The organism is Acinetobacter higginsii, from assembly GCF_000369845.1.
Lineage (GTDB): Bacteria > Pseudomonadota > Gammaproteobacteria > Pseudomonadales > Moraxellaceae > Acinetobacter > Acinetobacter higginsii.
In genome coordinates this window covers 400,049-415,253 of sequence record NZ_KB850214.1, presented here as the reverse complement: position 1 = coordinate 415,253, position 15,205 = coordinate 400,049, and the positions used below count along the sequence as shown (strand labels likewise).

At 41.5% G+C, this 15,205-nt stretch carries 17 protein-coding genes; 11 read left to right on the top strand and 6 right to left on the bottom strand.

All coding sequences use genetic code 11. From position 1 onward, the window contains the following. Positions 1-2: 2 nt before the first annotated feature. Both F885_RS10410 and F885_RS10415 read left to right on the top strand, forming a co-directional pair. Positions 3-791, top strand: a complete 789-nt coding sequence (locus F885_RS10410; protein WP_005316336.1) for a glutathione S-transferase N-terminal domain-containing protein — start codon at positions 3-5, stop codon at positions 789-791. Between the two features lie 120 nt (positions 792-911). Continuing rightward, entirely contained in the window at positions 912-1,265 is a 354-nt protein-coding gene (locus tag F885_RS10415) for a hypothetical protein (RefSeq protein WP_005316333.1), read from the top strand. A gap of 102 nt (positions 1,266-1,367) precedes the next feature. On the opposite strand, the gene F885_RS10420 is transcribed toward F885_RS10415, so the two are convergent. Next, entirely contained in the window at positions 1,368-2,903 is a 1,536-nt protein-coding gene (locus tag F885_RS10420) for an acetyl-CoA C-acetyltransferase (protein WP_005316330.1), read from the bottom strand. A 223-nt stretch (positions 2,904-3,126) separates the two neighbouring features. Between F885_RS10420 and F885_RS10425 the strand changes: the two genes are divergently transcribed. From F885_RS10425 to F885_RS10435, 3 genes are all read left to right on the top strand, one after another. Then, on the top strand, positions 3,127-4,518 hold the full coding sequence (locus F885_RS10425) for a 3-oxoacyl-ACP reductase (RefSeq protein WP_005316327.1): 1,392 nt from the start codon (positions 3,127-3,129) through the stop codon (positions 4,516-4,518). Positions 4,519-4,583: 65 nt separating this feature from the next. Then, on the top strand, positions 4,584-5,438 hold the full coding sequence (locus F885_RS10430) for a MaoC family dehydratase (RefSeq protein WP_005316324.1): 855 nt from the start codon (positions 4,584-4,586) through the stop codon (positions 5,436-5,438). Between the two features lie 81 nt (positions 5,439-5,519). Then, positions 5,520-6,773, top strand: coding sequence for a serine hydrolase domain-containing protein (locus tag F885_RS10435; protein WP_005316321.1), 1,254 nt, complete (start codon positions 5,520-5,522; stop codon positions 6,771-6,773). Here the strand turns inward: F885_RS10435 and F885_RS10440 are convergent. Both F885_RS10440 and F885_RS10445 read right to left on the bottom strand, forming a co-directional pair. Beyond that, positions 6,770-7,288, bottom strand: coding sequence for a GNAT family N-acetyltransferase (locus F885_RS10440; protein ID WP_005316313.1), 519 nt, complete (start codon positions 7,286-7,288; stop codon positions 6,770-6,772). The genes F885_RS10435 and F885_RS10440 overlap by 4 nt on opposite strands. A gap of 7 nt (positions 7,289-7,295) precedes the next feature. Next, positions 7,296-7,886 (bottom strand): TetR family transcriptional regulator, encoded by a 591-nt coding sequence (locus F885_RS10445; RefSeq protein ID WP_005316311.1) that lies wholly within the window; start codon positions 7,884-7,886, stop codon positions 7,296-7,298. Between the two features lie 127 nt (positions 7,887-8,013). Between F885_RS10445 and F885_RS10450 the strand changes: the two genes are divergently transcribed. Beyond that, entirely contained in the window at positions 8,014-9,504 is a 1,491-nt protein-coding gene (locus F885_RS10450; RefSeq protein WP_005316292.1) for an MFS transporter, read from the top strand. A 42-nt stretch (positions 9,505-9,546) separates the two neighbouring features. On the opposite strand, the gene F885_RS10455 is transcribed toward F885_RS10450, so the two are convergent. After that, positions 9,547-10,140, bottom strand: coding sequence for a Maf family protein (locus F885_RS10455; RefSeq protein WP_005316288.1), 594 nt, complete (start codon positions 10,138-10,140; stop codon positions 9,547-9,549). Continuing rightward, the gene (locus F885_RS10460) at positions 10,140-10,523 is read right to left on the bottom strand and encodes a DUF2237 family protein (protein ID WP_004653014.1); all 384 of its coding nucleotides are present in this window, start codon (positions 10,521-10,523) and stop codon (positions 10,140-10,142) included. Before F885_RS10460 ends, F885_RS10455 begins: the two co-directional genes overlap by 1 nt. Positions 10,524-10,662: 139 nt before the next feature. Here F885_RS10460 and F885_RS10465 point away from each other — a divergent pair, with 139 nt between their 5' ends. Continuing rightward, positions 10,663-11,850 (top strand): phosphoglycerate kinase, encoded by a 1,188-nt coding sequence (locus F885_RS10465; protein ID WP_005202901.1) that lies wholly within the window; start codon positions 10,663-10,665, stop codon positions 11,848-11,850. 154 nt (positions 11,851-12,004) lie between these two features. After that, the gene (locus F885_RS10470) at positions 12,005-12,250 is read left to right on the top strand and encodes a hypothetical protein (protein WP_005202902.1); all 246 of its coding nucleotides are present in this window, start codon (positions 12,005-12,007) and stop codon (positions 12,248-12,250) included. 50 nt (positions 12,251-12,300) lie between these two features. Here F885_RS10470 and F885_RS10475 read toward each other — a convergent pair whose 3' ends face one another. Further along, positions 12,301-12,684 (bottom strand): hypothetical protein, encoded by a 384-nt coding sequence (locus tag F885_RS10475; RefSeq protein WP_005202905.1) that lies wholly within the window; start codon positions 12,682-12,684, stop codon positions 12,301-12,303. Between the two features lie 254 nt (positions 12,685-12,938). Between F885_RS10475 and F885_RS10480 the strand changes: the two genes are divergently transcribed. From F885_RS10480 to F885_RS10490, 3 genes are all read left to right on the top strand, one after another. Next, positions 12,939-13,517: a nitroreductase family protein gene (locus F885_RS10480; protein ID WP_005316283.1), complete on the top strand. Its 579-nt coding sequence runs from the start codon at positions 12,939-12,941 to the stop codon at positions 13,515-13,517. Positions 13,518-13,564: 47 nt separating this feature from the next. Beyond that, on the top strand, positions 13,565-14,638 hold the full coding sequence (locus F885_RS10485) for an NAD(P)H-dependent glycerol-3-phosphate dehydrogenase (RefSeq protein ID WP_004807911.1): 1,074 nt from the start codon (positions 13,565-13,567) through the stop codon (positions 14,636-14,638). A 101-nt stretch (positions 14,639-14,739) separates the two neighbouring features. Next, positions 14,740-15,195 carry a SixA phosphatase family protein gene (locus F885_RS10490; RefSeq protein WP_005189535.1) on the top strand — a complete coding sequence of 152 codons (456 nt, stop codon included), beginning with the start codon at positions 14,740-14,742 and terminating at the stop codon, positions 15,193-15,195. Positions 15,196-15,205: the final 10 nt, after the last annotated feature.

Genomic DNA, 15,205 nt, shown 5'->3' with positions numbered 1-15,205 from the left:
TTATGTTGAAAATGGTGAACCATCAATTCAAGGTTTTACAATCTGTGGTGGCAAGTGTGATTGAAGGTGGGAGAGGTGTCTCTGGTACACCATTTCCAAATCAACCTGCAAAAGCACTTAAGCTCTATGAATTCGAAGGTTCTCCATTTTGTCGTCGTGTCCGCGAAGTCATCACCTTGTTGAATTTGGATGTAGAAATTTATCCATGTCCTAAAGGTGGTCAAAAGTACCGCCAAATCGTCAAAGCAAAAGGTGGGAAACGCCAATTTCCATTCTTGATTGATGAAAATACAGGTGACCAATTATATGAGTCACAACAAATTATTCATCACTTGTTTAAACATTATGGGAACAGTGGGAAGACACCGAAGAAATTTAGTCATTACCCAAAACTGCCTTATGTCTCTACTTTAGCAACAGTTGCCAATGCAGCGCGTGGTGTATGGATTAACCAGCAGATTGTTGATCGTCCAGCACCAGCTGAATTATTGGAGCTGTGGAGCTTCGAGGCCAGTCCTTATACTCGTTTGGTACGTGAAGTTTTGACTGAATTAGAACTGCCTTATATTTTGCATAATGTCTCAAAAGAACGTTGGCAGGACATGGGACCAGCAGCTTTGCGTTTAAAACCTGGAAAATATATTCCATTGCCTAATGGCAAACGCGAAAAGGTTGTAGAAGTGATGGGGAGAGATATTCAGGTTCCGTATTTGGTTGATCCGAATACTGGCGTAAAAATGTTTGAATCTGCCAAGATTGTTGAATATTTAAAAACGCAGTATGGAAAATAAATGTTGAGAAAGCATCTTGTAGAAGATGCTTTTTTTATAGGTGGTTGTGATGTGAATGTTGCTTGATTGGTCGTTTTAGCGGTTTAATACCAGTGAAAAGTAGAGTGAAGTGATTGATCGATGTTAAGCCAGCTGAGCAGCCTATTCAAAAGTTCTAAAGAGACACCTGAGCAGTTATTTTTAAAAGAACATGCTTTAGCATTTGATGCAGAGCAGGGCACGATTCTAAATGGTGTGGTGTTAAATAGCTTGAGCATTCGTTTGGAATATTTTTCTAATCGAAAATTAGATCGATTTGATGATTTAGAAAAGCTATTTCGGATTGCACCGCAAATTAATGAAAAGATCGATTTGGAAATTCATTCACAACGCTTTGTTGAGCGATTAGGAAATACAGAAGAAAATTTAAAAGAGTTGAAGCAAGCGATTAAAGTGTTAAACGACTATTATGTGAAGTTTAAGCGGGCGAGATAGTAATGAAAGTTTAAATTCAGATGGGTGGTTTTTTTGTGGTTTTAAATGTAAAAAAGGGAATAAATCTAAAGACTTAATCCCTTTTTTTGATCAGGTCGGAGATTATTTTTCAATAATCGCCGTTACACCTTGACCACCAGCAGCACAGATCGAAACAAGAATACGACCTGAACCTTTTTCATTTAAGATTTTCGCAGCAGTCGCGATGATACGACCACCTGTAGCAGCGAATGGGTGACCCGCAGCTAAAGAAGAACCTTTGATGTTGAGCTTGCTACGATCAATTGAACCTAAAGGTGCATCTAAACCTAAACGCTCTTTACAGAATTTTTCATCTTCCCAAGCTTTCAAGGTAGAAAGAACTTGTGATGCAAATGCTTCGTGGATTTCATAGTAGTCGAAATCTTGAAGTTTAAGGCCAGCACGCTCAAGCATACGCGGAACTGCATAAGCAGGCGCCATCAATAAACCTTCTTTCTTACCAACGAAATCAACTGCGGCAGTTTCAGAGAAAGTTAAGTAAGCAAGTACTTCGTGACCATTTGCTTTCGCCCATTCTTCAGACGCTAAAAGTACACATGAAGCACCATCAGTCAGTGGAGTCGAGTTACCCGCTGTCATGGTTGCAGCTTCGCCTTTACCAAAGACTGGTTTTAATTTTGCTAATTTCTCAGCAGTCGAGTCAGCACGTAAGTTGTTGTCACGATTTAAACCCAAGAATGGTGTAATTAAGTCATCGAAGAAACCTTCTTCATATGCTTTTGCCATTTTTTGGTGAGAAGAAGCAGCAAGAATATCTTGCTCTTCACGTGGAATACCCCACTCAAGCGCAGTGATTGCTTGATGGTCGCCCATAGATAAACCTGTACGTGGCTCACCATTTTTAGGTGCATCCATAAGATCTTTAACATTAATTTTTGCTAAAGCTTTTAAACGGTCTTTACCTGTTTTAGCAATGTTAAGCTCAAGCAGGGCTTTACGTAAGCCGTCACCGAAAGCGATTGGTGCATCAGAAGTGGTATCAACACCGCCTGCGATACCTACTTCGATTTGACCTAAAGCAATTTTGTTTGCTACCAGGAAGGCTGCTTGTAAGCCAGTACCACATGCTTGTTGAATGTCATATGCAGGGGTTTCTGGCGCAAGTTGAGTATTTAAAACACACTCACGAGTCATGTTGAAATCACGGCTGTGCTTTAATACTGCACCAGCAACCACTTCACCTAGGCGTTGACCTTGTAGGTTGAAGCGCTCAACCAAACCGTTTAACGCAGCTGTAAACATGTCGATGTTAGAAGCTGTGAAATAAGCGCCGTTAGAGCGAGCGAAAGGAATACGGTTACCGCCGATAATGGCAACACGGCGCACAGTGTTTTGGCTCATGGTTTTATCCTGTTGAACAGAAGGTTTGGTTGTTTTAGCTGTAGCTGCTTTCGTCGTTGTAGACGCAGCAGTACTTTTTGTCGTACCCGCACTACGTGTTGTAGAGCGAGCACGCGTTGTTTTAGGTGTCGTCGTTGCCGCTTTCGATGTTGTGCTTGCAGTTTTACGTGAAGTTGAAGCTGCTTTTGATGTATTTGACACAGTCTCTTGAGCGGAAGTCTCGACTGCTGGATTTTCTTGAGTTGTTTTGCTCATAAGGCTTTTCCAAGCATAATTGCGAAATTCTTGCTACAAACATACCATATTTCCAATAGTGCTGTATTGACTAGAATGACGCTTGAGACCACATTCAGGTCAAGACATCTAGACATGAACTCAAGTATGATTTGCTATGAGTCAATCAGACATTGATTTCATGCCATATCCCAACATGATTCATGTGTTTGTAACAAATTCATTTGTATGAGAGATAATAACCATGACTGATCAGTACCAAGCATTTACACAATCACCTTTAGGTAAGTTTGTCGTAAAAAATCTAGGTTTACCATCACCAGTAGCACTAGATCGTTTTGAAAGTGCTCAACCAGTTGTAAATGGTGCAGTATTGCTTGGCGCAGCACCATCAAGCACGATTTCTGCTGCGATTGCTCAAGTTCTTAGCAATATTCATGCAGATAGCTATGTCGGTAATAATGTTGAATTACAACAAACGGCTGCAAAGGTCGGTTTAAATCTTCGTCCTCTTAACGCAGATGATAAAGAATCTAAGTTTAAAGCGGTTGTATTTGATGCGTCTGGCATTCAAGATTCAGAACAATTAAAAGCGTTATATGACTTCTTCAATCCAATCGCGCGTCAAATCTCAAGTTCAGGTCGTGTGATCGTGATTGGTACTACACCTGAAACTGCGAAAACAGTCAAACAAGCGATTGCACAACGTGCGCTTGAAGGTTTTATCAAATCTGTTGGTAAAGAATTCAAAAAGGGTATTACTGCCCAAGTGGTTTATGTGGACCAAGGTGCAGAAGCAAATCTTGAATCAACTTTACGTTTCTTGATTTCACCACGTTCTGCTTATGTATCTGGTCAAGTGATCCGTGTTTCTAAAGCAGATGTGGTTGATTTGGATTGGGCGAAACCACTTGCGGGTAAAACAGCATTAGTAACTGGTGCGAGCCGTGGTATTGGTGAAGCGATTGCGCATGTATTGGCGCGTGATGGTGCACATGTCATTTGTTTAGATGTTCCACAGCAACAAGCTGATCTTGAGCGTGTTGCTGGTTCAATTGGTGGTTCAGTATTGGCAATCGACATCACTGCTGCTGATGCGGGTGAGAAAATCAAAACTGCTGCTGCAAAACAAGGCGGTTTAGATGTGATCGTGCATAATGCAGGGATTACCCGTGACAAAACTTTGGCAAATATGAAGCCTGAGCTTTGGGATCTCGTGATCAACATTAACTTGTCTGCAATTGAGCGTGTTAACGATTACTTACTTTCTCATGATGGTTTAAATGCCAATGGTCGTATCGTTTGTGTATCATCAATCAGTGGTATCGCAGGTAACCTTGGTCAAACCAACTATGCTGTGTCAAAAGCAGGTGTGATTGGTTTGGTTAAATTTACTGCGCCGACATTAAAGAATGGGATTACCATCAATGCGGTTGCACCAGGTTTTATCGAAACACAAATGACTGCCGCGATTCCATTTGCGATTCGTGAAGCAGGTCGCCGTATGAACTCAATGAACCAAGGTGGTTTACCTGTAGATGTGGCGGAAGCAATTGCGTGGTATGCATCTACTGGTTCAACAGGTGTAACAGGTAACGTTGTTCGCGTCTGTGGTCAAAGCTTGTTAGGTGCCTAAGCATTAGGGTTTTGAAGAGGGGTGCTTGTGCATCCCTTTTTTATAAAAATATTGAAAGGTTTATTATGAATACACGTCATTTTAGTCAGTTGCCAAAACCTTATTTAGCTTATCCAAAAGTCATTCAAGGTCTCATTTTCAAAAAGCCAAAAGGTGAAAAGGTTCTGCCACAAGTTGAGTATGTGGTGGATACACTTAAGATTGATGCTAAGCATTTAGAAAGCTATAACGAGATTTGTGGTTTTAAAAATGATGGTTTCGTGCCAGCAATCTATTTGGCAGTTTTGTCGCAAAGTCTGCAAATGCACATGATGACCAGTGAAGCATTTCCATTCCCGATCTTGGGCTTGGTGCATATTCGTAACCAAATCAAGCAAACGCGCAAAATTGCTGTGAATGAGCAAATTACTTTATCGTGCAAGTTTGGCGAGCTAAAACAGCATGACAAGGGTTTACAATTTGATTTCATTACCACTGCGAAAGTTGCTGGTGAAGTGGTGATGGAAAGTTTAACCACTTATTTATCGCGCCAGAAAACTGAGAAAAAAGCAGGTGAGAAGGCTAAAGATACGCAAGAACCAGCTTATCAACTACAAGCAGAATGGAATATTTCTGAAAATACCGGCCGTCGTTATGCCGTGATTTCGGGTGACTTTAACTTGATTCATATCCATGCTGTGACTGCAAAAGCGTTTGGCTTTAAACAAGCGATTGCACATGGGATGTGGAGTAAAGCTAAAGCTTTGGCAAGTATCGAATTACCTGCGGCTTATGAGGCAGATGTTTGGTTCAAACTACCAATGTTCTTACCTTCTACGGTGGAGTTTTTAACTGCAGCCGAGCCAAAACAAACAGATTTCTTGATTCGTAATGTGAAATCTAAAAAGCCACATGTTGCGGGTACAGTGAAAGCACTTTAATTACGATCATGTCGTGTAAATGCTCCCTGTTGTTCGCAACAGGGATATTATAAAAACATAAATATCATAAGGAATTGGGCTTTGATTAAAGAAATTCTATTTGCCGATACACATCATTATCATGGCAGTGTTGATGAGCGATTTATTGACTTGGCAAGCCAATTTAGCCGTCTACAAGATGCACGAACCCAGCAAGGTGGCGCTGCATTGGTGGTTTTTTTCCAAGGTCAAAAAGTTGTTGATATTTATACGGGGAAAAAATCTCAAGAAGAAGATTGGCAATCCAATACTTTAGCCATGTGTTATTCAACGGGGAAAGGCATTCTAGCGACACTTGCACATATTTTGGTGAGTGAAGGCGTGCTGGATTATGAGCAACCGATTGCACATTATTGGCCTGAGTTCGCTCAAAATGGTAAAGCCAATATTACTTTACGTCATGTTTTATCACATCAAAGCGGTTTATTTGACATTCGCAATACCATTGAAACAGCAACCGAAATGCTGGATTGGTCACATATGCTGGATGTGATTGCCGCAGCGATACCACGTTTTGCTGCTGGACAAAGTTTTGCCTATCAGCCTTTGACCTATGGTTGGATTTTGGGTGGTGTGATTGAGAAAGCAGCCAAACAGCCGTTAAATTGGTTAATGCAGCGTTATCTTGTACAACCGCTGGAACTGGATGGTGCGTATTTTGGAACGCCAACATTAGAATTAAATCGTGTTGCACGTTTATTGGAAAAACCGAAAACGGCACCTCAAGCTAAACCGCAACAAAATAAAAACAGTCAACCACGTAAAGCATCCTTGTCAGAACGCTTATTGGAGTTCTCTGGGCAAAGTCCACAAGATTTCCAAGACGCCATGATTCCAAAAGGCATGCGTCATTTTAGCTTCTATAGTGATGAAGGATTACAGGCGGTAATTCCTGCGGCTAATGGTGTATTTACTGCTGATAGTTTGGCAAAAGTTTATGCAATGCTAGCCAATCAAGGGCAATGGCAGGGGCAACAACTGATTCGCCCAGAAGTGTTTAAACAACTCAGTACGGTACAAAGCAAAGCACGTGATCGCGTGATGCCGATTCCAATGCATTGGCGTTTGGGCTATCACCGTATTTTAACGATGGGTAAACGTGCACCGCATGGTTTTGGACATGTTGGCTTTAATGGCTCAGGAGCATGGTGTGATTTTGATCGTGAACTCAGTTTTGCTTATACCCATAATTTTAATATTACCTCGGCAACAGGGGACTATCGTCTATGGGGCTTGAGCCAAGAAACGCTCCGCTGTGCAGATGAAATATTAACAGGTCGAAAAGGCTGGTTTTAATTTGCCTTAATTTGAAAGGGTGGAATGTGGTAAATCACGGCTTCATATTTGCTTTCAGTCTTGTATGCAGCAATAGTTCCACCTAAAAATTCAGCCAGTTTACGACTTGGTTGATTATCCACTGCAACAGGGTATAGGAAATATTGGGCGGATATGTGAGTAGAGGCCCAACGAAATACTTCTAAAATCGCTTCTTTGGCAAAGCCTTGATTGTGGCAATCTTCCCGAATCCATAATCCCACTTCAGGTGTTGATGTCTGCATTCGATGCACACCGATGAGACCAATAAACAGCTGATCTTGTTTACGACGTAATACAAAATGGCGATCGGTATGGTTTGTTTCGGCGATCAGCCATTGTTGCCCAATTTTTTCTTGGACTGCGAGGTTTTGAGCAGGCTCCCAAGCCATATAACGGGTTAACGTTTTTGTCACGCAAGGGTAGATATCAACAAGATCATCCATTTGAAATACAAATAAATCGAGTCTTGCTGTTTGTAATAATGCTCGTTTCATTGTTTACTCATTTTGATTTTTTAAACAATTCTGCCTGAATAATGGCTTCGGTGTGGCGTTTAAAATCGTTTTCATTTAAGCCAATCAACCCCAGTTTGTAAATCCCTTCTAGGCCACAGACAAAAGCAATCAAACGCCATGCGATGTCATCGCTATTGGTCTCAAAATGAAATTCACCTAATGCTTGACCTTCATCAATCATCCGCATAATTGAACGATGCCAGTCCTGCATGGCAATGTTATAAGCCTGTTTGATTTCCTGGTCTTGATCAATTAAAACTTCAGCCTCATTCCATAAGCGTAAATAGGGTTGAATTTGTTCGATATTTTCACAGCCGAGCAATAGAGAAAGACGTTGTAGGTAATTGACCGTCGTCACCTGATTTTCAATTTCGTCCAATTGTTGCATCAATTTAATAAAAGCTTCGGCCTTAAGCTGTGAGCTAGATACAAAATGGTGATGCACTTGTCCTGTTGATGTTTGAGCTTCAGTAGCGATACGGCGAACCGTCATAGCGGAAAAACCTTCGTTTAAGGCAAGTTGCATGGCGGCTTGCAAAATCATTTCACGACGTTGTTCACGGTTTAAATAAGCCATTCTTTCTCTAGCACCTCTATACATATACAAATCAGAAACAAACTCACTTAAATCCAAAAGTTGGACAAGTGTTCAATTTTGGTTATAATAACGCCAATTTGAACAGTTGTCCAATTTAGAGGCATTTATGTCACGCAAGTGGTTAATTCTTGCAATTGTTGTATTGATCTACATTCCTGTCGCGATTGATGCAACCATTTTACATGTGGCGACACCCACTTTGAGCGAGTCGCTTTCTTCCTCAGCCAACGAGTTGTTATGGATCATTGATATTTATTCACTGGTCATGGCAGGGCTGATTTTACCGATGGGTGCCTTAGGGGATCGTATTGGTTATAAACGCCTGATGATCATTGGTGCGGTGTTATTTGGTCTTGCCTCATTGGCAGCCGCATTTTCACCAACCGCATGGGTATTGATTGCTTCACGTGCTTTATTGGCCGTGGGTGGGGCAATGATTCTGCCTGCAACTTTGTCAGCAGTCCGTAATACGTTCCTTGATGAAAAGCAGCGTAACTTCGCTTTAGGGATTTGGGCAACAGTCGGCGGTGGTGGTGCAGCCTTTGGCCCATTACTTGGTGGTTTTTTGCTTGAGCATTTCCACTGGGGTTCAGTGTTCCTCATCAATGTGCCCATTATGATTGCCGTGGTGGTATTGGCTGCATTGCTGATTCCGAAGCAAACAGGCCAGCCAAAGCAAAATCTGAATTTGTTACAAGCCTTGGTCTTGGTGGTTGCCATCCTGAGTATGATTTACGCGGTGAAATCGGTAATGCATGGCTTTACTGTGTGGTCGATTTTAATTTTTGCCGTCGGTTTCAGTTTGTTGGTTGGCTTTATTCGTCAGCAGCTGACTTCAAAATCGCCAATGATCGATATCCAATTGTTTAAACATCCTGTGATTGCGACAGGTGTGGTGATGGCAATTGTATCAATGATGGCCTTGGTCGGATTCGAATTGCTGATTTCTCAGGAACTGCAATTTGTGTATCAGCTTTCACCGTTGGCTGCTGGGGCATTTATTTTACCGTTTATGATTGCGATCAGTTTAGGTGGTCCAATTGCCAGTATGCTGGTCAATCGTTTCGGTCTGCGCTCAGTTGCATCGCTTGGTATGTTGATGAGTGCTTTAAGCTTATGGGGATTGGCAAATACTGATTTTATGCAGGCGAAGATGCAGGTCTGGAGCTGGATGGTTGTTTTAGGTTTAAGTGTGGAAATTGCTTTACTGGCGTCAACCTCTGCCATTATGTCTTCAGTACCGCCAAGTAAGGCGACCGCAGCAGGGGCAATTGAAGGGATGGCATACGAATTAGGTGCAGGTTTAGGCATTGCCTTTTTCGGTCTGATGTTGTCATGGTTCTATGCCAACTCGATTGTGATTCCAAGCGATGTACCGAATAACATGCTGCAGCAGGCGAGTAGTTCAATTGGAGAAGCGATTCAAGTGGCGAAACAATTACAGCCAACAATTGCTGAGCATTTGATTCAAGCTGCAAAACAGGCCTTTAGTCAATCACATCGTTCCGTATTGAACGTGGCTGCGCTGTTGTTCTTGATTCTGTCGATTTTTATTTGGTTTGCATTGCCAAAAAGAGTCACTGTAGTCGAAGAGTAATCACTGCCCCTGATCTAAACTGAGTTTAGGTCAGGGTGTTTGTTAAGGCGCACTTATTCCAAACTGACGTAAGATCTTACACAATTGAATCATGGGTAAGCCCATCAAGGTGGTTTGATCATCACCAACCATTTTTTCAAATAAGCTAATTCCCAAGCTTTCACATTTAAAGCTGCCCGCACAATGCAAGGGTTGGTCAATTTCGATGTAACGTTCAATTTCTGGCAATGTCAGCTGACGAAATTTAGCTTGGTAATGTTCAACCAATGTGGTTTCAAAGCCAGATTGCAAATGTTGTACGCTGAGTGCTGTACTAAAAAATACAGTTCGACCAGAATTGGCTTGTAATTGTTGAATGGCATTTTCAACACTCAGTGGTTTGCCAATAAAGTCATACGGAGCATGTTCGCGCCAAGCCACTTGATCTGAACCAATCACAATCGCATCAGGATGTTGCTGAGCAATCACACGTGCCTTCTCAAAAGCAAGTCGTTTAGCCAAATCATCGGCATGTAATTCACCATCGGCTGATTCATCAATATCAGGGGAAATACAGCGATAATCCAACCTTAAACGATCCATCAGATCTTTGCGGGTTTGACTGCTGGATGCCAAAATCAGTTCATGTTGGTTCATTACACCGCGTATTCCACAAGGATATTCAAAGGAACATAATGTAGAACGGCATTGTGGCAAGCATTCAATTTAATTGGTGGTGCTTGTCCTGCTTGATAAGCTTCAACCCAACGCGTTACACAGATACACCAGAAGTCACCAGGTTTGAGACCAGGAAAGCCAACCTCGGGTAAAGGGGTGATCAAATCATTACCGACTTTTTGCGAGAAATTTAAAAACTCTGAGGTCATTTGGGCACACATTGTATGCTGACCTAAATCGGTGACCGCCGTGTGGCAAAAGCCATTACGAAAATACCCAGTGATTGGGTCATAACAACAACTGGCTAAAGGTTCGCCAAGCACGTTTAAACGATTAATTTTTGGATCTGGATGAATTGACATAATAATAGAAAGATTTGGTGACGGTGATTATCATAATCAAAACTGAAGCTTTCGGCAGCTTTTCTGCAAAAAAACTCACCTTTATTTCAGAGAATCATTTAAAATTACGCCGTTTTTAAAATCAACTAGAGAGCCATCCATGAATTTTCAGCGCATGACTGATCTTGATTTAGCAGGTAAACGAGTTCTTATTCGTGAAGACTTAAACGTTCCTGTAAAAAATGGGGAAATTACCAGTGATGCACGTTTACGTGCTGCATTGCCAACTATTAAAGCGGCTTTAGAAAAAGGCGCGGCAGTGATGGTATTTTCTCATCTTGGTCGTCCTGTAGAAGGTGAGCCAAAACCAGAACAATCACTTGCACCAGTTGCTGCTTACTTAAGCAAAGCGTTGGGTCAAGATGTTAAATTATTCACAGATTATTTAGATGGCGTTGAAGTGGCTGCGGGTCAAGTTGTGTTACTTGAAAACGTTCGTTTCAACCACGGCGAAAAGAAAAATAACCAAGAACTTGCGAAGAAATACGCTGCATTATGCGACGTATTTGTTATGGATGCATTCGGTACAGCGCACCGTGCAGAAGCATCAACAGAAGGTGCTGCACGTTTTGCGCCAATCGCAGCTGCGGGTCCTTTATTGGCAGCTGAGTTAGATGCGCTTGGCCGTGCAATGCAAACACCAGAAAAACCAATGGTTGCGATTGTTGCAGGCTCTAAAGTATCAACTAAACTTGATGTGTTGACTTCATTGTCTACCATCTGTGATCAATTGATCGTGGGTGGTGGTATTGCCAATACCTTCTTGGCTGCAGCTGGTTTTAATGTGGGTAAATCACTTTACGAAGCGGATTTGGTTGAAACTGCAAAACAAATTGCAGCAAAAGTGAGTGTTCCATTACCTACAGATGTTGTGGTTGCAGATGCAAGCCAAATCAACTTTGAAGATTTCCTTGGTTCATTGGCAAGTGCACAAGCTGTTGTGAAAAACGTGGCTGATGTCACGGATACCGATATGATTTTGGATGTGGGTCCTGAAACGGCTAAAGCATTTGCAGACATCTTAAAATCTTCTAAAACAATTCTTTGGAATGGCCCAGTGGGTGTTTTCGAAGTCGATCAATTCGGTGAAGGAACTAAAACACTTTCATTGGCGATTGCTGAATCTGCTGGTTTCTCGATTGCAGGTGGTGGTGATACGCTTGCTGCGATTGATAAATATCAAGTTGCTGATCAAATTGGCTATATCTCAACAGGTGGCGGTGCATTCTTAGAGTTCGTAGAAGGCAAAACTTTACCTGCTGTTGCTGTTTTACTTGAGCGTGCTTAATCAAGTTTTAATTTATTGATTAATAATAAGATAATTTAAAAAGAGTCGATATTTATCGGCTCTTTTTACTTTTGTACAACGTTATCGTCATTAAAATGTCATATATCTGAAATATGATTGTCATAACTTAACCAAGTAACTGTGGAAAGCCGTGATGAAATTTAAATTAACCCTTGCCGCTCTAATTATTGCTCCAATCATGCTGACTGCATGTGCAAAGAAAGAAGAAGCGAAAAATGCTGAACAGCAAGACCAAACAGCTGCTGCTGTATCAACACAGACATCCCCAGAGCAACAAGCTGCAATTGATGCGATTGATAAACCGAATTTAGATGAAAATAATACTGATGTTGCTGAACAAGGTGCAGCATCTGAAGTCGCTACGAGCGAAGCGCACTAAGTGACAACGCAGAAAAAAGCCGATGTTTCAAACATCGGCTTTTTTTGTATTTATGAATTAGCTTTGCAGTAGAAGGTAAGCGTGGTTTGATAATCATCATCTCGAGCTAAAGAGGCATTCTTGCCCGTAAGTGTGCCGAGTACACCTGCTGCAGCTTCAACCATTTTACCTGTTTGTTCATTGACCACACCTTTTAATACACCTTGGTACGCGGTTTTTTCGTCAACAACAACTGGGGCTGTGTTACGGGTACAGGTCTTTTGAGCAGCAGTTACAGCATTGTTTTTTGCAATCAGGTTGGTTTTACCAATACCTGTGACTTCGTACTGATTATTTTCTTTTTGAATTGCCAACGTGTTGGTTGGTGTAGATGCACACGCTGTCAATCCGAGTGCCAAGCCACCAACTAAACTCATGATTAAGGTTTTTTTCATTACTTGTTCTCAAGTCGTTACATAATTGTATTATTGGAACATAGAATTTCTGAGCGCTTTTGCAGGTTATGTACAGTTTGTGCAGACACTCTGTAAATTTTCTCAAATGAATGATGAGTTTAGCGATGATGATATTTGTTATTTACTCACGAAATTCAATATAGACGTCTGTGACAAGCATGAATTAAGCATAGTGGAAATCATTCAGATTATGCTAATCTAGCGCCATCCTTGTGTTAGTTAGATTCATTTCAATGACGGACTCAAATATAGAGACAATTCATCAAAATATTCATCAACGTCAATCTATTGGGCAACTGATTGAGCCTGCACCAAATACAGAACAACTCGAAAAAGCAGTGCAAGCTGCATTGACTGCGCCTGATCATCATCGTTTAAAACCAACTCGTTTTGTGGTTGTCACCCCAGAGTTACGCGCGGCTTTTGGTGAGCAATTGGCGAGTGCTTTAGCAGATTTAGGTGAGACAGATCCTGCACAACTTGATCGAGTGAAACAGCATCCGTTTCGTGCGCCTCTGTTGGTTTTAGCCTTAACCACGATTAAAGATCATCCTAAAGTTCCACACTTTGAACAGATTTTAAGTACAGGTGCTGCGATTCAAAACTTCTTGTTGTCATTACAAGCACAAGGCTTTGCAACCATGTGGCGTTCTGGGGCTGTGGTTGAATCGAATTGGTTGAAACAGCAATTGGGATTAAAACAACAGGATCTTATTTCTGGAATTATTTATATCGGAACAGCAGCGAAAGCGATTGCGCCAAGAGCAGAAATAGACAGTCAAGATTTTGTAAAAGTATGGCAAGTAACCTAAGCTTTGTTTTGTATGATTAAAGAAAGAAATTCGTTTCAGGATAAAAAATGACAGAGTTAAATTTTAGTGATTTAGTTGAGCCAGTTGCCGTAGATCAGAAAACAGCATTAAGAATTACGGTCTTGGGCGGTGGTAGTTTTGGCACGGCAATGGCAAATTTAGCGACCAGAAATGGTTGCGATACCATGATTTGGATTCGTGATGCTGCTGTTGCGGAAGAAATTAATCAAACACATATCAATAAACGCTATTTACCTGATTATCCATTGGAACCTGCTTTGCGTGCAGTGGCTGACTTAGAGCTTGCTGTACGCGATCGTGATATTATTTTGGTTGCCATTCCAAGTCATTCATTCCGTGATGTACTCAAACAGATTGCACCGTTTATTACTTCTCAGGCTGTGGTTTCATTGACCAAAGGCATTGAAGCAAAAACCTTTAGTTTTATGAGCGATATTATTCGCACAGAATTACCAGAAGTGCCGTACGGTGTTTTATCTGGTCCAAATCTTGCCAAAGAAATCATGGCAGGTATGCCTTCAGGAACGGTCATCGCTAGTGAGTCAGAATTGGTTCGTTATGCGGTGCAACACGCTTTGCATAGTGCTTTATTCCGCGTGTTTGGTAGCGACGATGTACATGGTGTTGAACTGGGTGGTGCGTTAAAAAATATTTATGCAGTTGCCATGGGTATGGGTGGGGCTTATAAGATTGGTGAAAATACCAAAAGTATGATTCTCACTCGTGCTTTGGCAGAGATGAGCCGTTTTGCAGTAAAGCAGGGAGCAAACCCATTAACCTTTTTGGGATTGTCAGGTGTGGGAGATTTATTCGCCACCTGTAACAGTCCATTAAGTCGTAACTATCAAATTGGTTTCGCATTAGGTTCTGGGAAAACACTGGATCAAGCGACTAAGGAGCTCGGTCAAACTGCGGAAGGGATTAATACCATCGTACAAGTGCGAACCAAAGCAGAAGAGCTGGATGTATATATGCCAATTACCAATGCGCTGTATGATGTGATTTTTGAAGGTGCGCCACCAATGACCATTGCGTTGTCTTTGATGAAAAATGGTCATCGCAGTGATGTGGAATTTGTTTTACCTCATCATGAAGTCTAGGCGGCTGTTGATATTTCATGCATGCTTGAAATGTCAACAGACCTAATTAAAACTGTCATCTATTCGCGTTATGATGCAGCTATAACAAATAAGGTCGTTTTATGCAGTTAACTTTAGTTCGTCACGGTGAAGCATCTCCAGCCATCAATGGAAATGATATACAGCGTCCACTTACACCACGTGGACATCAACAAGCTGAGCAAACAGGACATTTCTTAAAAGATGTGATTCAACCTGAGATTTTTGTGGTGAGTCCACTGTTACGTGCTCAAGAAACTTTGGCGCATATCAAGGCACATTTTCACGGCATTCCTGTGTTAATTTGCGATAAGATTAAGCCAGATGATGATGCCAAGGATGCGATTGAATGGTTGTCAAAATTACCGTATGAGTCGATTGCAGTGGTGTGTCATATGAATGTTGTGGCACATATTGAAGAACAATTGACGCATGAAGGCTTTAATCCATTTGCATTGGCAGAAGCACGTATTTATGATCAAGCTGTGATCGCGAATGGTTTGTCGACACAAAAGAATCGTTTTACACCAACATTATAATTTTTATATA